At 52.4% G+C, this 22,919-nt stretch carries 19 protein-coding genes; 8 read left to right on the top strand and 11 right to left on the bottom strand.

All coding sequences use genetic code 11. The features are described from left to right. The first annotated feature begins 39 nt into the window (after positions 1-39). On the top strand, positions 40-951 hold the full coding sequence (gene cysK, locus ACZ51B_RS20035) for a cysteine synthase A (protein WP_464295118.1): 912 nt from the start codon (positions 40-42) through the stop codon (positions 949-951). Between the two features lie 42 nt (positions 952-993). On the opposite strand, the gene ACZ51B_RS20030 is transcribed toward cysK, so the two are convergent. Next, the gene (locus ACZ51B_RS20030; RefSeq protein WP_464295117.1) at positions 994-1,416 is read right to left on the bottom strand and encodes a tetratricopeptide repeat protein; all 423 of its coding nucleotides are present in this window, start codon (positions 1,414-1,416) and stop codon (positions 994-996) included. 135 nt (positions 1,417-1,551) lie between these two features. Between ACZ51B_RS20030 and flhA the strand changes: the two genes are divergently transcribed. Beyond that, positions 1,552-3,648 carry a flagellar biosynthesis protein FlhA gene (gene flhA / locus ACZ51B_RS20025; protein ID WP_464295116.1) on the top strand — a complete coding sequence of 699 codons (2,097 nt, stop codon included), beginning with the start codon at positions 1,552-1,554 and terminating at the stop codon, positions 3,646-3,648. Here flhA and ACZ51B_RS20020 read toward each other — a convergent pair. Both ACZ51B_RS20020 and ACZ51B_RS20015 read right to left on the bottom strand, forming a co-directional pair. Continuing rightward, a complete protein-coding gene (locus ACZ51B_RS20020) occupies positions 3,645-5,144 on the bottom strand; it encodes a hypothetical protein (protein WP_464295115.1) in 1,500 nt (499 codons plus the stop codon). The two genes, flhA and ACZ51B_RS20020, sit on opposite strands and share 4 nt — an antisense overlap. A gap of 197 nt (positions 5,145-5,341) precedes the next feature. Beyond that, positions 5,342-8,476: a S41 family peptidase gene (locus tag ACZ51B_RS20015; RefSeq protein ID WP_464295114.1), complete on the bottom strand. Its 3,135-nt coding sequence runs from the start codon at positions 8,474-8,476 to the stop codon at positions 5,342-5,344. A gap of 48 nt (positions 8,477-8,524) precedes the next feature. Here ACZ51B_RS20015 and ACZ51B_RS20010 point away from each other — a divergent pair, with 48 nt between their 5' ends. The 6 genes from ACZ51B_RS20010 (at position 8,525) to ACZ51B_RS19985 (ending at position 15,214) form a co-directional block, all read left to right on the top strand. After that, entirely contained in the window at positions 8,525-8,740 is a 216-nt protein-coding gene (locus ACZ51B_RS20010; RefSeq protein WP_464295113.1) for a hypothetical protein, read from the top strand. Position 8,741: 1 nt separating this feature from the next. Next, positions 8,742-9,578: a hypothetical protein gene (locus ACZ51B_RS20005; protein WP_464295112.1), complete on the top strand. Its 837-nt coding sequence runs from the start codon at positions 8,742-8,744 to the stop codon at positions 9,576-9,578. Continuing rightward, positions 9,575-10,333 carry an imidazole glycerol phosphate synthase subunit HisF gene (hisF, locus tag ACZ51B_RS20000; RefSeq protein WP_464295111.1) on the top strand — a complete coding sequence of 253 codons (759 nt, stop codon included), beginning with the start codon at positions 9,575-9,577 and terminating at the stop codon, positions 10,331-10,333. The genes ACZ51B_RS20005 and hisF overlap by 4 nt, the downstream gene beginning before the upstream one ends. Before the next feature lie 86 nt (positions 10,334-10,419). Further along, a complete protein-coding gene (locus tag ACZ51B_RS19995) occupies positions 10,420-12,666 on the top strand; it encodes a S9 family peptidase (RefSeq protein WP_464295110.1) in 2,247 nt (748 codons plus the stop codon). 65 nt (positions 12,667-12,731) lie between these two features. Beyond that, a complete protein-coding gene (locus ACZ51B_RS19990; protein WP_464295109.1) occupies positions 12,732-14,444 on the top strand; it encodes a DUF885 family protein in 1,713 nt (570 codons plus the stop codon). An 8-nt stretch (positions 14,445-14,452) separates the two neighbouring features. Beyond that, the gene (locus ACZ51B_RS19985; RefSeq protein ID WP_464295108.1) at positions 14,453-15,214 is read left to right on the top strand and encodes a hypothetical protein; all 762 of its coding nucleotides are present in this window, start codon (positions 14,453-14,455) and stop codon (positions 15,212-15,214) included. Here ACZ51B_RS19985 and ACZ51B_RS19980 read toward each other — a convergent pair. The 8 genes from ACZ51B_RS19980 to ACZ51B_RS19945 all read right to left on the bottom strand — a co-directional run bounded on the left by ACZ51B_RS19980 (position 15,211) and on the right by ACZ51B_RS19945 (position 22,881). After that, positions 15,211-16,008 (bottom strand): PEP-CTERM sorting domain-containing protein, encoded by a 798-nt coding sequence (locus tag ACZ51B_RS19980; RefSeq protein WP_464295107.1) that lies wholly within the window; start codon positions 16,006-16,008, stop codon positions 15,211-15,213. The two genes, ACZ51B_RS19985 and ACZ51B_RS19980, sit on opposite strands and share 4 nt — an antisense overlap. 185 nt (positions 16,009-16,193) lie before the next feature. Beyond that, a complete protein-coding gene (locus ACZ51B_RS19975) occupies positions 16,194-17,018 on the bottom strand; it encodes a DUF4253 domain-containing protein (RefSeq protein ID WP_464295106.1) in 825 nt (274 codons plus the stop codon). Between the two features lie 66 nt (positions 17,019-17,084). Beyond that, positions 17,085-18,371, bottom strand: coding sequence for a hypothetical protein (locus ACZ51B_RS19970; protein WP_464295105.1), 1,287 nt, complete (start codon positions 18,369-18,371; stop codon positions 17,085-17,087). A 121-nt stretch (positions 18,372-18,492) separates the two neighbouring features. Further along, entirely contained in the window at positions 18,493-19,683 is a 1,191-nt protein-coding gene (gene ftsZ / locus ACZ51B_RS19965) for a cell division protein FtsZ (RefSeq protein WP_464295104.1), read from the bottom strand. A 138-nt stretch (positions 19,684-19,821) separates the two neighbouring features. Beyond that, on the bottom strand, positions 19,822-21,039 hold the full coding sequence (gene ftsA, locus ACZ51B_RS19960; protein WP_464295103.1) for a cell division protein FtsA: 1,218 nt from the start codon (positions 21,037-21,039) through the stop codon (positions 19,822-19,824). Further along, positions 21,036-21,446: a small basic family protein gene (locus ACZ51B_RS19955; RefSeq protein ID WP_464295102.1), complete on the bottom strand. Its 411-nt coding sequence runs from the start codon at positions 21,444-21,446 to the stop codon at positions 21,036-21,038. Before ACZ51B_RS19955 ends, ftsA begins: the two co-directional genes overlap by 4 nt. Beyond that, on the bottom strand, positions 21,446-22,216 hold the full coding sequence (locus tag ACZ51B_RS19950; protein ID WP_464295101.1) for a DUF881 domain-containing protein: 771 nt from the start codon (positions 22,214-22,216) through the stop codon (positions 21,446-21,448). Before ACZ51B_RS19950 ends, ACZ51B_RS19955 begins: the two co-directional genes overlap by 1 nt. Further along, entirely contained in the window at positions 22,213-22,881 is a 669-nt protein-coding gene (locus ACZ51B_RS19945; RefSeq protein WP_464295100.1) for a cell division protein FtsQ/DivIB, read from the bottom strand. The genes ACZ51B_RS19950 and ACZ51B_RS19945 overlap by 4 nt, the downstream gene beginning before the upstream one ends. Positions 22,882-22,919: the final 38 nt, after the last annotated feature.

Genomic DNA, 22,919 nt, shown 5'->3' with positions numbered 1-22,919 from the left:
AAACGCGATGAAGGGAATCCATGTCACCGGAGCTATACAGTGCGAGTAAACAATATTCTAGAAACGATTGGAAATACCCCTCACGTGCGGATCAACCGCCTCTTCGCCCCAGGCTCTGAGGTGTACATTAAGTTGGAAAGAAGCAACCCAGGGGGAAGCATCAAGGATCGTATCGCCCTCAGCATGATCGAGGATGCAGAGAAAACTGGCAAGCTGAAACCAGGCGGAACCATCGTAGAACCCACTTCCGGTAACACCGGCATTGGGCTCGCCATGGTTGCAGCAGTTAAAGGCTATCCCATCATCCTGGTCATGCCAGAGTCCATGTCCATCGAGCGCCGAAGGCTGATGGCTTCCTACGGAGCCAAGTTCGAATTAACACCAAGAGAACTAGGCATGAAGGGTGCGATCGCAAGAGCCAACGAACTACTGGCAGAGATTCCTGGAGCATTCATGCCCCAACAGTTTGAGAACCCTGCAAACATCGACGTCCACGTTCGCACCACAGCACAAGAGATCCTAAAGGACTTTCCAGAAGGCGTTGACTACGTAATCACAGGTGTAGGCACGGGCGGACACATCACCGGCGTAGCTCAAGTTCTTAAGGACAGATTCCCCAACACGAAGGTGTTTGCAGTCGAGCCCGAAAAGTCACCCGTAATCTCAGGTGGCGCCCCATCTCCTCACAAGATCCAAGGAATCGGTGCCGGCTTTATCCCTGCCAACCTCCACAAAGACCTGCTCGATGGTGTGATTCAAGTCTCCGAAGAAGAGGCATTCGAATACGCCAGAAGAGCGGCGAGAGAGGAAGGAATCTTCCTGGGAGCATCATCAGGCGGTTCACTGGCCGCTGTCGCCAAGAAGCTGCCAGAGATTCCAGCAGGAAGCACGGTTCTAACCTTCTGCTACGACACCGGCGAGCGATACTTGTCGGTCGAAGGTTTGTTCTAAACAACTGAAAGGGAGAAGCAGCACGCTTCTCCCTTCGATTATTTATGCGCTCTCGTCAGCAGCCCAAATAACAGCCCGAGAGGTGTTGACCGAGCGTTCCCAACCGTCCTTTCGGTTCCCCACTACGCGATGCTGGAGCGCATCGACAAGACCTTGCAATATCCGATTGTTAGGATAGATCTGAAGCCACTCTTTCGCGATCACGTACGATTCCTCGTATCGCTGAAGCCGGTCATAGCACTGCGCCAGTTTCACAGCAGCATCGCAAAAATTGGGATCAAGCGCCGTCGCACGCTGAAACGACTGTGCCGCCAGCTCAAACTGTGATTTGCGGAAGTGGCAGATTCCCACGTATCCGTGCAAACGCGCGTTGGTGGGTTGGTCCATCAAGGCTTGATTACAAGCCTCTATCGCGTCGTCCCATTTACCCTGCTGAAGGTGTGCCTCTATGACTCCAGGTTGCATTTGTGTTCTCCCTCACAAGCTTTAACTGTTTTGTGACGTGAACGTTTCGTTACGTTCACCACTTTTAACAAAATACTACAGGTTTTGGGTCTTTTGACCGAGGATTCCAATTGCGCCACTGTGCGTTTCATCGGAATGCTCACTCTGCAAAAACTGCTCAAACACACCGACCTAATCGTTGGTCTGGGTCTCCTAGTCATCGTCGGCATGCTCATGCTTCCATTGCCTCACTGGGCATTGGACACGGGCCTTGTCTTCGCGATGACAGCTGCTGTTGTCATCTTCCTGATGGCAGTGAACATCACAGACCCGTTGCAGTTCAGCACATTCCCGTCTGTCCTGCTCATGACGACCCTGTTTCGGTTAGCACTCAGTATTGCTGCTACCAAGCTGATTCTAGGTACTGGGCAAGCCGGACACGTTATCCAAACCTTCGGCGACTTCGTCATGGGTGGAAACGCTGTGGTAGGTTTCGTTGCGTTCCTTATCCTGGTCATCGTCCAGTTCATGGTCATCACCAATGGTGCTGGACGTGTTTCTGAAGTCGTAGCTCGCTTTACCTTGGACGCCATGCCAGGTAAGCAGATGGCAATCGACGCCGATCTTGCGGCAGGTCTTATTGATGAGGACCAAGCCAGAACCCGACGAAAAACCATCAAGCAAGAAGCCGACTTCTATGGCGCAATGGATGGTGCATCCAAGTTCGTCAAAGGCGATGCAGTCGCTGCAATCCTGATCATCGCCGTCAACATAATTGCCGGATTCGTCGTGGGATTCATGAAAGGCAACTCCGACGCCCTCAGCATTCTCAAGCAGTACACGATGCTGTCGGTCGGTGAGGGCCTCGTCTCTCAGATGCCTGCCTTGCTCATCTCCACCGCAAGTGGTTTGATGGTCACCCGCGCTGGACAAGAGAGGAGCATGGGCGGCGAAATGGCCTCCCAAGTATTCGGCCAACCAAAGGCGCTCGGAGTCGCCGGAATTGCACTCGGAGCCATGGCGTTGGTCCCAGGTTTTCCCGCCACCATCTTCCTGGCCGCATCTGGCATGTGCCTCGGCCTGTACAAGTTCTTGAAAGACACTCCCAACGCTGCAAAGGCTTTTGATGTGGCTCCAGATAAAAAGCAGGCTCCAATGGCGGCTGCTCCTGGACACGCTGGAGCACAGCAGCAAGCGGCACCTGCAGGACCTGAGTCGGTGCTCCCTCTCCTTGCCGTCGACCCCGTGGAGATTGAGGTGGGCTATGGCCTTACCAAACTCGCCGATAGCCGAGTAGGCGGAGACCTACCAGACCGAATTACGGCAACGAGACGACAGATAGCCCTGGAACTTGGCTTTGTCATGCCCACGGTCCGTATCCGCGACTCGGTGCATCTTGAGTCAACTCAATACGTCATCAAAGTCCGCGGTGAAGAGATCGCAAGAGCAGAAGCCTATCCAGGGGCGCTGCTCGCAGTCAGTAGTGGCATGATCACCAACTCGATCCCTGGAACACCCACGAAGGATCCCGTGTTCGGCCTAGACGCACTGTGGATCGACACTTCAAACCAGGAAGCAGCCGAGAGAGCTGGTTACACAGTTATTGAGACCAGCGCAGTAATCTCAACACACCTTGCCGAAGTCATCAAGTCGTACGCCTCCGAGCTGCTGACCAGACAAGACGTTCACACGCTCATTGAGAACGCAAAGCAGATGAACGAAACCGTCGTTCGAGAACTGGTCCCAGACATCCTCACTGTAGGAGAAATCCAGAAGGTTCTACAGCATCTCCTTCGAGAGCGCGTTCCCATTCGCGACCTCGTAACGATCTTCGAGACGATGGCCGACTTTGGCCCACGAATCAAAGAGCCGGATCAACTGGGTGAACTGGTTCGCGCAGCGATCTCAAGAACGATTACGCGCCAATATGTGGACCACGACAACAAGCTGTACTGCATCACACTAGATCCAGCCCTTGAGCGAGAGCTAGGTGACTGCCTCAACATCTCCAGCTACGGCAACACGTTGGTCTTGGAACCCGGCAAGCAGAACACTCTCGTAGACAAACTCCAAAAGAGTGTGGATCATGCAATGGCCCAGGGTTACCAGGCGGTGCTCATCTGCTCAACCCAACTCAGGTTGCCGCTCAGGAGAATAGTTGAGCGGCACCTACCCAATCTTCACGTGCTTGCCTACAACGAAATCGCAGCACGCGCTGATGTCGAGTTTGTAGGACAAGTCCAGGCAGCCTAACGGATCAGAAGGAGAACCGCTGAACCGTGAGGGAGGAGCAACGGAGCTTCAGATGTGGCAACAGGAACAACCCTAGTCTTAGGCTTCCAAGGATTCTTGGGACCAACGATCGAGTCCCCAAAAGTGATTCCTTTAGTAGCTTCCAAAGACGGCCCAGTTAACCACCATGCCTCCATCTTCTCAGCTCCGACACCCTTGAGAACCACATTGGCGTCTGCTTTGAGATCTTTGTTGATCACAGCAACCAATATTCCCTTCTTGGTCTTAGCCGAGTAGGCGTTAACATTGGCTGCCCCAGCTTCTACCTTGGTCCAAAGCATGTCCGACCCTGCAAACTGCTCGGCAAGCAGCATCCCATAAAAAATCGGACGAGCCGTAAAGCCAGATTCTCGATTACCCGCAATCGGAGAATAGAACGACCCCAACTTCGCTTCCGCTAAGTCGTCATCATTTCGAGCACCAGGCAAATGGTCGCCCAGTGAAGCCCCAATATGCGCACCGCCACCACCATGGAGATTCACCCCGGCCCCACCATGAGACGCCATTTCAAGGATGTAGTCGGCTCCCCACAGTGCTCCAGCCAGTGCATTGCTCACTCCTGCCTGCCCCCCACGGTAGCAGCTATTCCCTTCAGTCATCCGATAAGTAGTGCCCAACTTCTTGGCAGCCTCCCCAACCTGAGTCATCGTCTCCGCAACCCGGTTTTGACGACTAAGCAGATGGGCGATGGTGCTGCTTTTCGCCCCAGCCGGCCCCATCGCGTAGTAATGCCCGCTCAGACAGGCGAGGCGTGTTTCCAAACCAGGGCCGACCGCTTGCCCAAATCTGACGACCCAGTCGGAACTGCTGGCTACATCCGGTCCACCAAAACGTGCACTCTTCACCTTGGTCGAAACCGCATCGGCAATGGCGAGCCACTCCCGCACATAATCGTCGAAGCCCCAACCGTTCGGCCTGCCACCGTTGTCAGCAGTGGTGTACAGATCAGGTTCATTGCCGATCTGGAAATACTTCAGCCTAGACCCAACCTTCTTCGCAACGTAAGCTGCCTCTTCCGCATCCCGTTCTGGGGTGCCAGCGCCGAAGTTCAAGCCGTAGATGAGAGTCCAGCCCGTCGCTTTCAAAAATCCGGCCAAATTATCGATGGCACGTGGCGAGATGCTGTATACCGTTCGATTCGTCCACTTTCCAGCTCGACGCGAAGCAGCCTCCACCTCTGGTGGAATCTTAGAGTCCTCAGTCGGCTTCCACCAACTGAGTTCACTCGAATTACCTCCAAGCCTAAGAACTCCGTGAGGACTCAACGCCTTGAAAAGCGCCACCAGTTCCTTGTTCGATGGAGAGAAGAAGTCAGGATCAGTCAACTGCATCGACTCGTAACTGAATCCATTGGTGTCACGCGGGACAGACGCGATTACACGGCTGGCATCGACTTTGATTGAGACTGGGAATGGCCCTTGCTCAACCGAAGAAAATAGTGACGGGATTATGAACATCTGTAACACCTTCCTGGACTATGAAGACTACCTACACGCCGGAAGTTCACCACGCAAACCTACATCATCCAACTGACCTAATCTAGTCGAACTTCCCTGAGCATCTCGGTGGCTGACGCCATTGCCACCCGTGCCTATGAAAGGGCAGTCTATCAAGCAAAAAGGTCCTGAGGGCGCACCTTCAGGACCCTTGATGGTTACTTGATCTGCTTAAGCAACGCGTCAATCGCGGCATCAAGCTGAGGGTCCTCACCCGCAAAGAACTGCTCGGGAGTGATATCGACCTTAAGATCGGGCTGCTGTCCCATATTCTCCAATGGAGAACCATCGAGACGGAAGACGCCGGTTCCAGGCATTCGAGCAGAGGTTCCATCTACTAGGTTGAACCCGCCCGTATAGATCACGTATCCGGGCGTCGCCATCCCAACCAGCTTAGCAAGTCCGCGCGCCTTCATAGCTGACGGGAACATTTCGGCATTCGAGAAGCTCGTTTCACCCATCATCACGACCATAGGCATGTCGAGCGCCTGGCCAGGTCCCAGGATGGGATCCTCATCGCGCAACTGGTAGTAAGAGTTGGGCTTCCGCTCAAGAACATCGATGATCTTATCCGAAGTGTTTCCACCCCCGTTATTTCGAACGTCGATGATCAGAGCCTTCTTGCCCTCTGCAAACTGCCAAACCTGTTGGTTGAACTTGTCCAACTCACCTTGGCCCATCCCTGCGATGTGGACATAGGTGAGCTTGCCACCAGACTTGGCCTCCACATACTTGCGTCGAGCCGTGAGGAGGTTCTGGAACACTAGGTTGTTAAACTCGCCACCGCTAAGAGCACGATACTTGACAACGCGTTCCTTTCCGTCAAGCCCCTTCACATCAAAGGTAAGTTCGCGGCCCACTTGGTCGTTGAGAACATCTCTATAGAGCGCTTCATCCGTGGTAACGGGCTTGCCATTAATCTTCAGAACGATCTCACCCTTGCTAATCTTCGTCTTGGCGTAGCTTCCTGGAGCCCGATTTGGAACCAGATCAACCTTGATTCCAGGTCCATCGTAGCTGTAGTCGAAACTAAATCCAACATGTGCCGTCGTCTGAGAACTCGGGTTACCCGCTGCTGGTCCTACCTCGCTATGGCTCGACTCCAATTCGCCAACCATCATATTAAGAACGATGGCCATCTCATTACGGTGGCCTACCGAAGGCAGATACTTTTGGTACTTGGTCTTCAGAGCTACCCAATCACGGCCGTGGAAATTAGGGTCGTAGAATCCTCGGTTATAGGCACGCCAGAACTGCTCATAAGCAGCTTTGTGCTCCAAGCGAAGGTCATGAACCCACTCAGCTCGGAACCCAATGGCGCTTTGAGGGTTCCCTTGAGCCCGATGCGCCATTGTTGTCGGAATCCCGCCGCGTAGGAACACCAACTGGCTCTTGTCCTGACTAAAATCAAAGTCTCCAATTCCACCACCGCCCGTGATTCGGTGGGAACCTTCTCCTGAGTAGCTGGCCTTCCAAATGTCGCCTTCACTGAGGAAAATGATCTCTCCATTCTCGGGGTCAACCTGAATGTTTCCACCAGGCGCCTGGCTGATGAGTTTCCGAATACGATCTTCGATCCCGTCAAAGTCGATCTCAACCTTGACCTTATCTTTGGGCTTCTCGTATTTCAGCTCCAGCTCCGTAGGTTGGGCATCCTCCGCCTTGAGCGGAATGGTATAAATTCCATCTCCCTGCCGGTTACTGGCAATCAAAAGATACTTGCCGTCTGGAGTGAATCGAGGAACGGAGTGCTGCGCATTGAGCTTGGTAACATTGACGCTCTTACCAGTTTGGGTATCGAGAATGTGGACGTTCCGTCCCGAGTCCCAGAAGTAGTAGCCGCTGCGTTTGAGGACATCTCCGTAGGCTAAGTATCGGCCGTCTGGCGACCAATCATAGGCCAACGTAGGATCCTGCTCGTACTGACCACCCCGGACCAAAATTTGTGTCGGGTTGCCACCAGCAACAGGCACCGTGAAGAGTCCACCCTTTGGACCGGCCTCCCAATAACTGAATCGTGTCTTATCAGGAGTCAGCTGAAGAGCCGTGACGTCTTCGCCATGGGATACTTCCGTGACCTGCTTGGTCTCAGTATCCATCTTGAACAATCGAGCCGGACCATTTCGATCACTCACAAAGAAGAGTGTCTTATTGTCCGGAGACCAATAAGGCGATTCGTCCAGTCCAGCCCAGTCCGTTAATTGGATGGCATCGTCTGCATTCGGCCCCTTCCCTTTCTTGGTAGGCACCATCCAGATCTCGCTTCGCACCACAAAAGCAATCTTGTCGCCCTTGGGACTCAAGGACACATCTGTCGCGCCGCCAGTGAGCACGAGATGCTCTTCCTGAGTGGTCTTGTCATCAATGTTCGCGTACAGCTCAATCTTCTTCGGCTTTGAGCCGAAGGACATCGTATAAACGTCTCCGTCGTTTTCAAAGGCAGCAACGGGTGCTGAACGTGCAACGGAAAGGAAACGAACCCCAGATCCCACAAAGTTAGTCAGGCGCTTACCGGTGTTGTCGTAAACGTTTGGGGTTCGGGCAACGTTGTCCACATTCTTCCCGATCGATTTGTTCAAGTAGCTGCTACTGGGAGTCTTCTCAGATACCGTCACAAAGAGCGTCCGACCGTCGGGAGACACATTCGGCCAGAGGTTCTGAAAACCTGTATTGCGTACAACGGTCCGTTTGCCGGTTGCAATGTCATATCGCCATATCTGCGAAGCAGCCGATCCTTGATAGCGTGCCCGATAGTACGGAAAACCGAAACGCGTATAGATGATGCTTTTGCCGTCAGCCGAAAACTTCGGGTTGTTAACCGACATCATGTCCAGCATGATTTTCTTGGTCTTGCCGGTCACCACATCAATGGTGTAGAAGCCGTTGTAAGCAGTGTCCTTCTGCGCCCGTTCGATGATCGTCTTACCATCGGGTGACCAGTCACTCGGCACATCCGCACCACTGTGCCAAGTCAGTCGTTTCGTCTGACCACCATCTGCTGGAACAACAAAGATGTCGTTGTTGCCAGTTCGGTTACTGGTAAATGCGATGTACTTCCCATCTGGCGACCAGATAGGTAGGTCGTCCATCTCAATGTGGTTCGTTAAGGGAGTCGCCTTGCCACCCTCCGCCGAGCCCACCCAGATATCGCCTTGATAGTTGAAAGCAATACGCTTACCATCAGGACTCAAGGCAATGGAACGAGCACCGACCAACGGAGTTGGAGTCGGCGTGGGCAGCTGCGCTCCGGCAAAAACCGGCGCTGCAAACACGAACAAAGATAAGTGCTTCATGACAACCAAACCAACTATACCGACCTATAGCGGAAGTAAACTTCTTTCGTGGACCGTCTAAACTCCGAAGGCATTCCTCTAAGCGAATTGATGCTCACCTTGAAAGACCCAAGCAAAGTCATGACCGCGCGAAGAGTGAACAGCTGCTTTCTGTGCAAGCGACGCGGGGTCAACCTAGCGGGGCTCTGCGACGTCTGTTACGGCCTGCTCAACGGAGAGGAACTCAAGATGGCGACGCGTTGGTTTACGGGCGAGGGACCATAAATTGCTCTACATGATCGTGGGAATGTGTTTGGGCTTTGCCCTGGGTTTCGCAATCGTCTCACGCCTTAACGCTCGACCGAAATTCCTAGCACATACCGAGTTCTGGGTCTACCTCCCCACCGAAAAGCTTCCGCCACAAGAGGAGATCATGGACCGCATGATCAGAGACAACCCTTACTCGAAGGGGGCCAAAGCAGCAATAGGTCCATCCGAAGGCATTCTCTTTGCAGATATCCGACTCGATATCGCGCTCGTCCTAAGGTCAAAAAATGCACTGCTTTTTCGACCAGATTTAGCCGAGAGCCATGTCCTCCCCACAGCTCAAAAACTAGAGGCTCTAGCCAGCGCCAAGTCGTTCGCCAAACTGCGCTACATCAGTGAAGAACCTCTCAAAGATAAAAGGCATCTTCAATTCCTAACCCATGCAATCGGCGCGATCACGGGCCTGACAGATAGCAAACTCTACTACGACGTGTCCGCCGAAAAACTGGTCGACACGAGCGAGCTTCACACTTCCCTCACTGAAAACCCGGACGCAACTCGACCAGAACTCCACATTCAAGTCCTGTGGACTCAAAACGAAGAAGGAGACTATGCGGAAACAAAAGGGCTCGCCAAACTTGGTCTCAACGAAATCCGGACGGAGCGAGTCGAGCCTGATTCGCGAATCCTAGTAACCGAAATTCTAACGGAAGCTGCGTACCAAGCATGGTTTCAGGGTTCAATGCCTTTGAGCATGGAAGTTCAGGCGTTCGAAGACCAGTTTGTGATAAGCCTCCTACCCCAACGAAAAGAGCGAGTCTCCGTTGCAAGAATCGGGCGAATGGGGTCCGCATGAGCAGCATTCGGCTCATCCCCTGTCTAGACATCAAAAATGATCGCGTCGTAAAAGGCGTCAACTTTGTTGGGCTCCGAGACGCAGGGGATCCGGTAGAACTCGCGAAATTCTACGATTCGGAAGGGGCAGACGAATTAGTCTTTTTAGACATCACGGCTTCACACGAAGATCGAGCTCCTGTGATTCGATTAGCAGAGCGTGTAGCCGAACAGGTCTTCATCCCATTCACCGTAGGTGGAGGACTCCGTAAAGTAGAAGACATCCGCGAGGCGCTTCTTGCGGGAGCTGATAAGGTCTCACTCAATACCGCAGCAATTCAAAACCCAGAACTCGTGGCGGAATCCGCGTCACGTTTTGGATCGCAGTGCATCGTAGTAGCAATCGATGCCCGCAAGAACGGAGACCACTGGGAGGTTTACACTCACGGCGGCAGAAACGCAACCGGCCTCAACGCGGTCGAGTGGGCACAGAGGGTCGTATCCCTCGGAGCCGGAGAGATTTTGCTCACCTCCATGGACGGAGATGGAACCCAGTCCGGCTACGACCTGCCCCTCACAAAGGCAGTCTCCGAGGCCGTCAGCGTCCCAGTCATTGCAAGTGGAGGGGCCGGTGAACCCCAACATCTGGTCGACGCGGTGGTGGATGGAAAAGCAGATGCCGTACTGATTGCCTCCATTGTTCACGACGGAATCTATAAGATCAAAGACATCAAACAACACATGTCTGACGCCGGGCTTTCGATGCGTCTCCTCTGAGACGCATCGAAATTGCAAAATCTTTGCTTCAACCCGAGATTGTTCAATCTTAAACAGTATATAAAGAAGGCAGGATGCGTTCTTCTATGAATCGACTTGCGCTCGGGCTTTTTTGTGCCTGTAGCCTCGGTCTTAGTGCAACTTCTCAAGCACAGCGACCTTATCGTCCTAGCCACCAGGAGATCCTGGAATCTTACAAGCGTGCTGACGCGATCCCTGCACTTTTACGAGGTAAGGCACTGAACCTGACCCTCAAGGCAAACTGGATTCAAGGCGCAGAAGTTTTCACTTACGTAGCCGAGAAGCCAAACTTCGGCAAAACCTTCATGTTGGTGAACGTGGGAAGTTCTACTAAGGCACCAGCTTTCGACCACGCCAAACTCGCGACTTCCCTTTCTAAACTACTTGGAAGAGCTGTCGATCAAGACAAACTGCCCTTCAACAGCATCAACCTTGCGCCAGATCTCAAAACTGTCAGGTTCTCGGTCGAAGGCGCTGGATATTCATGTGACCTGAGCTCTTACGAAATCAAAAAACAAGAGAGAGCTAAAGCCGGTCCTCCTTCAAACCGCCCCGACGGCGATTCCAACACGTCCCCTGATAAGCAGTGGGACTTCGTCATCAAAGATGCCAACGTTTGGCTTCGAGATGTCAAATCGCGCGCTTTGACGCAGGTCACAACGGACGGCAAAAAAGGCTCAGCCTATATCGGAGCCACATGGGCACCTGACTCCAAGTCGCTCGTATGCACGCGGATGGAGGATGGTGACAACAAGAATGTCTACGTCATCGAATCATCGCCTAAGGGCGGCGGAAGAGCAATCCTCCACACACGCCAATACGATCTCCCCGGCGACAAAATGTCCATCTTCGATTTCACCATCGTCGATGTCGACTCGAAGAAAGCAACTCGAGTCGACGCTGAGCGCATCGATTTCAGCTGGGACGCACCCTGGATCAACTGGAGCCCAAACTCCAAGCACTTCCAATACGTTAAGCTTGACCGAGGACACCAACGCGACCGACTCTATGACGTAGATGTCGCTACTGGAAAAGCCAGAGTGGTTATTGACGAAACAGCCAAAACGTTCATCAACAACTACGGAACTCCGAAGGTCCACTACCTAAACAACCTGAATCAGATCGTCTATAAGAGCGAACAGGACGGTTGGAACCAGCTTTATCTGTATGACCTGACCACCGGAAACCTTATCAACCGGATTACGCAGGGTGCTTGGGTCGTTCGGGACGTGGAAACGATCGACGAGAACAGCAAGCAAATCTGGTTCAAGGCCAGCGGCGTAAACGCAGGCGAAGACCCATACAACATCCACTACTACCGATCCAACCTTGACGGTACGGGAATGGTGAGCCTAACTCCCGCAGTCGGAAACCACACAATCGAGTACTCACCAGACCGCAAATATTTCGTCGACACCTACTCACAGCCCGACACCGCTCCAACGCACGAACTCAGAAGGTCCGCAGATGGCAGCCTTGTCATGGTTGTCGAGAAAGCCGACATCTCGGCGCTCAAAAAGACAGGCTGGCAAACGCCCGAAGTCTTCACAGCCAAGGGTCGCGATGGCAAAACGGATATCTGGGGCGTTATCATCCGACCCAGCCACTTCGATCCACACAAGAAGTACCCCGTCATCGAAGACATCTATGCCGGACCACACGATAGCTTCGTGCCAAAGAGCTTCGGTCTCATGAGCACCTATCACGCAATTGCTGAGCTCGGCTTTATCGTGGTCAAGATGGACGGCATGGGTACCTCGAACCGTTCCAAAGCATTCCACGACGTCTGCTGGCAGAACGTAGCGGATGCAGGATTTGCAGATCGCATCCTCTGGATGCAAGCCGTCAAGAAGAAGTACAGCTACCTAGACCTCGACCGAGTTGGCATCTATGGCACTTCGGCAGGTGGACAAAGCTCGACCGGTGCCCTTCTGTTCCATCCAGAGTTCTACAAAGTCGCCGTCTCAAGTTGCGGATGTCACGACAACCGAATGGATAAGGAATCCTGGAACGAGCAGTGGATGGGTTACCCAGTCGGCCCTTGGTACGAAGCAAACTCCAACATCACCCACGCTAAGAAGCTACAAGGCAAATTGATGCTGTATGTGGGCGAAATGGACTCGAACGTGCCGCCAGAATCCACCATCCGACTCCTTGATGCCTTCATCAAAGCGGGTAAGGACGTGGACTTCCTCATCCTCCCAGGAATGGATCACACCGACGGTGGTCCCTATGGCGAGCGTCGGCGACGCGACTACTTTGTGCGTCACCTCTTGGGTGTAGAACCACCTGATCGAAACGCAACCAAGTAACCCCCTCAGCAGGCTTGCTCTATTGAGTTAGAGCAAGCCTGCTATCATTCCGATATCTCTCAACCATGCGAAAACTCCTAACCGCCCCCCTTGCACTCATGACCATGCTAACTGCCGCTCAAGCTCAATCCATTGACCCTTCCGCTAGCGAAGTTAAACCACTCATCGAGATGTTTCAAGCAGACCGGGGCGCGCTGGATCGCACTTATGCCCTCTCGCTTGCAGAGTCAAAATCAGCTCGCTACTCCAAGTTTTACGCCGACTATGCGGCGCGCCTTAAGAAACAGCCTTTCGAAACTTTCTCGCAGGAAGGCAAGATCGACTACATTCTCTTCAAGAACTATCTAGAGCATGAAGTCAGGCAGATCGCTCTACGTGCCAAAAAGCGCAAGGAAATTGATTTCCTGATTCCCTTCGCCAAACCCATCGTAGAATTCTCCGAATCAAGACGCCTGATGTCAGGTGTGAAACCCCAAGAATCCGCCGAGATACTCAATAAGCTCAGTGGGGACATTGCAAAAGCCCAGAAGGCCGCAGAGGCAGGCATCAAGGTCGAGAAGACCGTGGCCAATCGCGCGTTTCAAGCGGTGTACGAACTAAAAGGGGCGCTTGCCGAGTGGTTCAACTTCTTCAATGGCTACGACCCTCTCTTCAGTTGGTGGACGTCCGAGCCATACAAGGCTGTGGACAAAGCTCTAGACGCATACGCACATGTGATCCGCGAAAAGCTCGTGGGCATCAGCGCCGACGACAAAACCACCATCATCGGCGATCCCATTGGCGAAGAAGCATTGCTGAGTGAGCTCCAGTACGAGATGATCCCGTACACCCCAGAAGAGATCATCGCCCTGGCAAACAAAGAGTTCGCTTGGTGTGAGGCGGAAATGAAAAAAGCCTCTCACGAGCTCGGTTACGGTGATGATTGGAAGAAGGCCCTTGAGCACGTAAAGAGAGACTTTGTCGAACCAGGCAAGCAACCTGAAATGATTCGCGAAATGGCCCTTGAAGCCATTAAGTTTGTGGAGGATCGCGACCTCGTCACCGTGCCAGAGTTAGCGAAAGAAACCTGGCGAATGACCATGATGTCGCCTCAACAGCAGCTGGTAAGCCCGTTCTTCCTAGGTGGAGAGGTCATCCAAGTTTCCTTCCCCACCAACACCATGGGGCACGAACAGAAGATGATGAGCCTGCGCGGAAACAACAAACACTTCGCGCGAGCAACGGTTTTCCACGAACTCATCCCGGGCCACCACCTACAGGGCTTCATGCAAGAACGCTACCGCCCTTACCGCAGCCTTTTCGATACGCCTTTCTGGGTAGAAGGTTGGGCACTCTATTGGGAGATGCTCTTCTGGGATCAACACTTCCCCAAAACCCCTGAGAACAAAGTAGGCATGCTCTTTTGGCGCATGCACCGCTGCGCACGCATCATCTTCTCACTCAGCTTCCACACCAAGAAGATGACTCCGCAACAGTGCATCGACTTCTTAGTCGACCGAGTTGGACACGAAAGAGACAACGCAACCGCAGAAGTCCGTAGATCGTTCATCGGCGGCTATGGCCCCTTGTACCAAGCAGGCTACATGCTTGGCGGACTTCAAATCCGATCACTCCGTCACGATCTAGTAGACACTGGCAAGATGACCAACAAGCAGTTCCATGACGCGATTCTCAAGGGCAACACCATCACTATCGAAATGGTCCGAGCCAGCCTAGCCAATGTTCCTCTAACCCGCGACTACAAAACAAACTGGCGGTTTTACGATCTGGGGCAATAGCCGAAGACATGACTGCCTACAACAGCAAGCAGATTGAAGCACTCAACCTGAGAGCTTCTTTCCTGAGTAAGGTAGTTCTAGCAACGCTGTATGGGCGTACTAGAACTGAACGCCGTGACCCGGACGCCGCGGAAATGTTGATCAGTCAATTGCCTCAAGTAAACCGTACCGACCTTGAGGTCCTGTTTTCATGGGTCCAGGATCCTCCATCTTGGATCCTGCTCGACCCACACGTTGTTCAAAATGGTACAGATATTCTGCAAATTGACTGTCTTTCAAGGATTCTAGGTCACTGGTTTCTACAAGATCAGGAGTTGTGTGGCGAGTTCTTGCTAGAGACAGACACATCCAATCTCGCCGATCTTCTGATGATGGCAGCTTTAGATTGGACCAGGGCCGTAGAGCTCTACCCTGAGAAGTACCCGGCACCAAACGCGCAAGGCAAACTCGCTAAGTGTTTCACACAGATACTCGATAACCCTAGTAGTTTTGATTTGCTTGATGTCGCAAGTGCGTTTAACATAGCAGCTACATGGCTATCGGTCGAAGATGCAGAGTACTACTGCAATAACTTATCACTTAAGTACCAAAAACTTGCGGAATATTTATTAAGAACGTTGGAATCGAAGGGATTTGCAAATGACCAGGGTCAGTTCTATCCTCAGAGAATCAAATTAACCCCTGAAGAAGAGTATGTAATTAGGCAAAAACAGTGGGAACGAAGTGGTGAAACTTTTAAACACCTACACGAGATTCTCGAAAGCGATTAGTGAATTCTTCGCTTAGCCAGAAATACGAGCGCTAACCCAGTCGCCAGAACCAACACGGTATTAGGTTCTGGCACTGCGGCCACATCTGCACCGAACACATTCCCAATGGGTGGTGCTCCCGCATACGCCACAAACGGCGTCACCGTGTTATTCGTTGTATCGATCGTATAGATGCCCTGAGAGGCAGAGAAGCCGTACATCACTCCCTCGATCTGAGCCAACCCCAAAAAGAACAAGTTCTGTGTTCCGTTGAAACCGAGATCAACCGCGTTACCGGTGGCTTTATCCACGCTGTACAAATGTCCATGACCACCGGTCATGAACAAATTGCCGGAAGTATCAAACTGCAAGTCACCATCACTGCTGACTCCCATGTCCCCTATCGTCGTTACGTTGCCTGTAATCGGATCAATGGTGACGAGGTTCGTGCCGTTACTGCTATAGATAAGCCCGTCTGGTCCAAAAGTCGCTGCGGCCGAATAGAACCCAAGATTGGAGACAATAGAACACTGCGCGGTATTCGGGTCGATCCGATAGAGCTTGCCACCATCCAAAGCGCTGCTGTAGCTGACTCCGTAGACCTGCCCCGACTGACTTACTGCTAAATCTCCCATCGGAACGATGGAACCTGTAGACGATCGAGTGAGTCCAATGCTAGTGAAAGTTCCATCGAGCGTAATAGTGCCAAACTGTCCCGAACTGTCACAAATGTAGATGGGACCGGCCACAGCCAGACTCCCCAGTAGACTAAAAATCAGCGATAAAACCGCCGAAAAAACCACTCGTAAATTCATCTTCCCCTCTGAACTCAGCCTAGGTTAGCTTCAGAACACCCTTGTTGTCAATGATTTGCGAGTGAGCGACTTTGCGCAATCGAACCTACTAGCGAATATACCTGGAAAGTTTATGGGCGCTATTCTAACACCCATAAACTGTTTTAATTTCTGTTGTTACGTGTAACTACAGAATTAGTAAGACATCAATCCCACCAGAAGAACCAAGTAGGACTGCCCACCAGTCCCTCTGCCAGGGCCTGCAGGGTCTCCGTTCCCTGATCTACAATGTCAGGAGCATATAGGTACTGTTCTTCAACAAGCCGAACAAGTCTCTGATCATTGATAACAGGGGTCTTGACATAGACCTGAATAAGATCGTGCGCCACCACAACGATTTGAGCACCGAATTCTCGTTCCCACTTCTTCAACACCGCGATATGCTCATGCGGATAGGGGCAGTCGTTCCAACCACCGTATTGAAGGAAAGCGATCACTTCTAAGTGATTCAGTGTTGGAAACAACCCAATAGTAGTCTCTTTCTGAGGGTTCCCGTCAAGATCCACCAATCCCTGAATCCAAGCGCTGTCAAAAGGAGAGGGGGTTGTATCTTCGATTGCATCAAGATCTACTTCGCCAACCGAGTACTCTTCCGCTTCCCCCACTTCTTCAGATGTGGCCTCAGACTCAGCTTCGTCCTCACCCTCTTCATCTTCATACTCTTCAAGCATCTCTTCTCGAGACTCCCAAAAAGACTCCAGATTCTGCTCGTGAGCCGCATCCATGATCGACTTCACAGTGGTATCAGGTTCTCGTAGCTCCGTAATCATCTCCAGTTCCGAGGCATCACCAAGCACGACAGGATAGTGTCCGGTCTGCTCAACCAATGTTCTCAACCGCTGGAAGATAGCCATCCCCTGCTCACCGCCAGGGACATTGAGTGTCCAAACCGCTCCGCGCTCCGTCTCTATCCACTCGTTCAGGCTCGTCGTGTCTAGGCCGACATCAGACAGGATCTTTTGTAAACTCATGGCTAGAAGATAGCACGTACAGAAAGACCCACAACCATATTGGGGTGGGTCTTTACCGGTTTGTGACTACTGAATTGTCAGGTAGGTCGTATATTCAGTCTTCTGGCCGTTGACATCAGCCTTGAAGACAATCGGATAGGTTCCAACTGCAGTAGAAGGCACGAATAATTCGAACATGCGGCGTGTCTTCGACCGCGTGTCGCTGATCGTGAATTTCTGCTGCTCACCCCCGTTCATGATCCGAAAGCCTTCCGGAACCACAATCGTGACCTCACCCCGAACACGATATCGCGTATTGGAAGCCAAGTAGAAAGGCATTTTCAAACCTCGATCCTTGTCACTACGCTTCAGCATCGTGGTGACCAAGTCAACATCCATCGGCTGGGCAATTCGGTAGCTCACTTCCATCACCCCAGGAACGCCATCAGCCCCCGTCACTGTTGCCCTCAAGACACGGTATCCAAGTTCAGCAGAAGGAGCAACTTTCGGCAGATAATCCACAATGGCTCTACCCTTTGCGTCAAATTGCGGGAAAGGAATTCCAAGGGTTGCGGTCGAATCCTTTGCCAACCCTTCAGACTTCAGTTCGATCCTCTTAAGCCCAAGTTTGTTGTCACCGTTGAACGTAAGCCGCATGAATCCACCCTCACCTGGCACAATCGGGATCTGGTTCTTCTCAGAGTTCCATCGAAGCCCCGAAGGCAAGGCTGCTGACCGGACATCTGTCAAAACCAAATTCCCGAGGACACGTGGCTTATATGGCTCGTCAAAAGTCTCGGTAGACCCAACAACGTCTACGCGGGCAGCAATCTTTCGATTGTCCTGAGGAATCAGATTAATCCCAGGATCACCGATGCTGAGTTCATACACGGTCTGCGTTCCGTCGGTACCCACAGCAGCTTTGCTAGCCAGGGCAAAGCCCGGAATCGGAATCCAAGCAGGTCCCGCAGGATTCGTCGCATCGACCATACGCGCTGTAATCTTGGCTTTTCCGTCCACCTGCGAGACGCGAACCTCCAGATTGTCACTTCCAATGAGCCAACCGTCACCCTTAAGATCGAGTGACACGAGCAAGTCCTTCCCAGCGGGTGCAACGGCCGCAACGTGAATGAAGCCTGGCTCCCACTGAAAATAGGTCTTGGTGTCTGTTGTACTGTTCAGGAGATCCCACTCTTCTTCTTCAATCTTTCCATCGAGCTTGGGAGATCGTCTGAGGCGTGCTGGATCAGCAAAGACGGGTGCAGTCGCCAACGAGGTTTGCGGAACTGCGGTGGGTAGCGGAGCTGTGGTTTTGTCCTGCGTCGGCTCTTGGAGGCACACGTACGCAAACAACAGGCTTAACGGGATGGGCATAGTTACTATTACAGACGGCTTACCCCCGAATAAAGAAGCTAGCCTCAGCCTCCTTTGAGTCCAAATACGAAAAAGCCCCTTGTCCTTGCTCTCGCTAGGACAAGGGGCTTTGAGCTACGAATTAGCCGCGCTGTCTGTGTTCGCGGATGAAAGCAGGAATATCCAGATCGGTTTCGTCGAACACCGAGCTAGCATCAGGAACCACATTTCGTGAAGCCTGAGCGCGCTCGCGAGCCTGAGCTACGATCTCCGCACTAGTAGCTTGGGGGGCGACCGCTGGCTGCGGTGCCTGGATGGGTGCAGCAACGGCTTGGCTCTGCTGAGCCGTATAGGTTGCTTCGGCGACCTTCTTCCCTTCCTTCGAATACGGATTGAACCCAGTAGCAAGCACGGTAACGCGAACAGTACCTTCCATGCTCGGATCAACCACTGTGCCGAAGAAGATGTTGGCATCGTCAGCGTCACACAGGGCCTGGATATACTGCATCGCCTCATTGGCTTCAGCAAGTGTAAGATCCTCGCCACTTGTAACGTTGACCAGCAGACCAGTGGCGCCGTGGATCGTCTGCTCCAAGAGGGGGCTGTTTGTAGCACTCTGTGCAGCCTGTAGCGCTCGCTGCTCGCCAACTCCGTACCCGATTCCCATAAGGGCAGGTCCAGCGTTTGTCATGACAGCGCGCACATCAGCAAAGTCCACGTTGATTTGGCCAGGGATAGTAATGATGTCGCTGATACCTTGAACACCCTGTCGCAAAACATCATCAGCAACACGAAAGGCATCGACAAGCGTGGTCTTTCGCTCAACTACGCTGAGTAGCTTATCGTTAGGAATCGTGATGATCGTGTCCACACGGCCCATCAGACTCGTAATTCCATGCTCGGCAAGACGGGATCGCCTTGGACCTTCGAACGAAAACGGACGAGTGACAACAGCAACAGTCAACGCCCCAATCTCTCGTGCCAAGTCGGCAATCACTGGCGCTGCACCAGTACCGGTTCCACCGCCCATACCAGCCGTCACGAAAACCATGTCGGCGCCCTCCAGCACCTTACGAATTTCGTTCTTAGACTCCTCAGCGGCGCTCTTGCCGATCTCAGGGTTTCCACCTGCACCCAAACCTCGTGTGAGGCTAGCGCCAAGTTGCACTTTACGCTGAGCAACACTCAGGTCAAGCACCTGCACGTCAGTGTTCATCGCGATGAACTCCACGCCTTTTATTCCGCTCTCAATCATGCGTTGTACGGCATTGCTACCGCCACCGCCGACGCCGATGACCTTGATGACTGCGTTACTTGCGCCCACTTCTTTCATTACCGCTCGTTTCTGCCTCACGAATCTATGAATTGTAGAACCCCTAGCCAGTAAATGGTTGTGGATAACTTGTGGGTATCAGGAAAAGTCTCAAGTATTTGTGAAATTGCGCGTAAAACTTGCGTTTTCACTATACAGTTAGCGACCGCTTAACATCGAGAACAGGCTCTTAACGCGATCTTTCCAAGCAGTTCCACCACTCGCAGGTGCAATCTCGTCGTAACACTGAAGTGCAAACCGAGCTGCTCCTACCGAGACCGCATATCCAGATTCTTTACCAAATCGAGCAGGCAAAGCAGGCTCAGCCACACGAGCACGCATATGTTTCAGCTGATCTTCAAACAGCTTATCGATGTGCTGTAAACGAGCACCGCCTCCCGTGATCACCACGCCACCAGGAAGCAGGCCCATCATGCCACTTTTCTCAATCTGCTGAGAAACCATCCTCGCAATCTCACGCGCTCGAGCCTCAATAATCTCGCACATGACTTTCCGCTGCATCGGACGAGCCTGTGTCTGCCCCAGCTGCATCACCTCAATGGAATCGCGGTCGTCCACAAGCCTCGCAAAGGCCGAACCACATGCAACTTTCAGTCGTTCAGCTTCTTCAGGAGATGTTCGCAACAGGTTAATAAGATCGCTAGTGATATGCCCAGACCCAACCGGAATGGAGGCGCTATGTAAAATCGAGCCCTTCGCAAAGATCGCCATGTCCGTTGTGCCGCCGCCGATATCGACAACCACAACTCCTAGGTCCATCTCTTCCTGGCTCAAGACCCCGATGCCCGCCGCTAAGGGCGACAGAACCATCTGCTCCACTCGCTTCCCCGTCATCTCAACGGCCTTCTCAAGATTCTGGAGTGCAGTCGTTTGCCCCGTCACGATATAGCTCAGCACCTCAAGCTTTGCACCACTCATTCCAATGGGCTTTTTCACATCGCGGGTACCGTCCACCCGAAACTCACGAGGCAGAACTTGAATCTGTTCCCGATCCGGAGGAAGCACCTGCTGCTTGGAGTGGTTCAGCACTTCCAAAACGTCTTGGTGAGTGATCAAACGCGACCGAGGGATGATAGGCTTAAAACCTTGAGTGTTCAACCCCTCTACATGGCTACCCGATACCGCAACAATCAGTGAAGAGATCTCTTGGCCGATTTCCTGCTGCAATCGTCGAACTGCAGCGTCAATACAGCGCGATGCCTCATCGAGATCACTTAGGACCCCACGACGCATACCCTTGCATGGAACGGATACAACCGCTTCCACTTTCACATCACCCTTGCTGTCAAAACCCGCCGTCAGACAAGTTGCTCGAGTAGAGCCAAGGTCAAGCACTGTTACAAAATCGTTCTTCATCCGTTCTGCTCGGCCGCAGTCGCCGATGTCTGGGCTAAGGTCTGTAGTTTCCGCCGTTCTTGAGCGTCCTGCCACTTCGTCAGAAGAAAGCGCCGAATAAGACTTAGATTATTAAAGATTCTCTGGCCTAATACAAGGGCCACCGCGAGAAACAAGTTGATATAGATCTGATCGCCGAGCCACGCCAAGAAGAAGGCAATCAAAACGTTGGATATGAATCCCGAGGTGAATACAACGCTGTTGAACTTACCCTCAAGCCCTGCACGCACACCGCCCAGAATCGTATCAAGCCCAGCCAAACAGCCAACAGCCAGATACTGACCATTGACACCTTGAACAGGATGAACTCCAAGGAGGAGGGCAGCAACTGCCCCAACAATGAGAGCGATAATTGGCAGAATTGCCATTACTTGGATTCCTTGGGCACTTTGGCAACCTTGAAGTTAGTTCGGCCTGCGAACGCTGGCACCTTGAGGTACTTCAACGGCTCAACAACGACCATCGTGGGATCGGAACTGCGAATCTCTGACAAGATGCCACCGTTGAGATTGACGCCACCAACAAGGGTCTTAGTGTCACCAATGGCGCTGATCACAATAGGGCTCGCAATTTTCACGTCATTAACCAAAATCGTTGGGCCAACGCATCGAAAACTACTAGGCCCACTAATTCGGTGATCGTTAACTGAGACAGCCTCAGCTCCAGCAGAAAACAGTTCGTTCACGATTCTCAGCACGTCAATGTCATGAATATTGCTGTCTGGCGTGAATACAGTCTGATTGTTAACCTGCATCCCTCCCCGCGAACTGTCTTTCAAAGTAATCCTTATGCCAGGTCCTTCAAGTTCTTGTAAACCAGCAAAGATCTTTGTCTCCTGGAGACTCTCGTTGAGAAGCTGCGTTTGGCTTGTTCCTTTACCAATCGCGTTTTCCAACTTCGTCTTCTCGGACCGCAGTTTGTTCAACTCAACAGTCAGCTGGTGGTACGCATCAATATCGATCGCCGCCTCAGTTACCCGAGTCTTCTGAGTGGGTTCGAGAAGGCGGTAACGCGAGTTCCGGTTAGTCTCTGTCACCCTCGCGATGGAGATCATAAACCCCAGCACGAAGCACATAACTGTCATCGGCAGAATCCATTTCTGGTCTGTCTGCCTAAATCGCGAGACGAATGGGTTCACCGGGTGTTCTCCACTTTCTTTAACTTCGTTTTCGGAAATCGAGGGTCTTTCAATACAAGTGTCTGCTTGGACGTCCAAAAGTCCGGATGGCGGCTCAAAAAGGATTTCAAGGCAGTGAATTTAACGTCCAGTTCAAAACAAGAACCTAGCTCTACGCTACCCTCACTGATATTTAAGCATAGTGAGCCCCCTCGTTCGAGATCTATTCGTATAGGTTTTTGCGGTTCTAGCTCTTTACTCATGGCAGCAACCGCCGCTACATCAACAAGCGGCCAATCCGCGGCCACCGAGAGCATCGTTTCAGGCTTTCCTTCTGGACATCTCAATACGGGTAAACCCTCGGGAGCATTGCCCACTGGAAAGCAAACACCATCAATCGTCAACCCCACTCCAACTGGACTTTCCAGAACAGCCACAGGTCTCCGATAACCAACCCGTAAAACCGCCGTTCCAAAGATGCTTCGAGACAAATCAGCAGTCCGTACAGCTGGATTCTCGAGAACAGAAGTCTCAAACTGCTTCGCTGCCACTTGAGCACATGGAACTCCAACCAGCGTCGAAGCAATTTTCTCGATGCGCTCACTCTCAGCAGGAACTCCGCCCTCGACACGGAGTCTTCGTGTACTTGTGATCGGACTATAAATGAGACCAACAGTGATATTCATCACCAGCAATACAACCAGTATCGGCTTTATTCGGAGGG

Source organism: Fimbriimonas sp. LA-C6, assembly GCF_055398105.1.
This window is presented reverse-complemented; position numbering and strand designations above follow the sequence as displayed.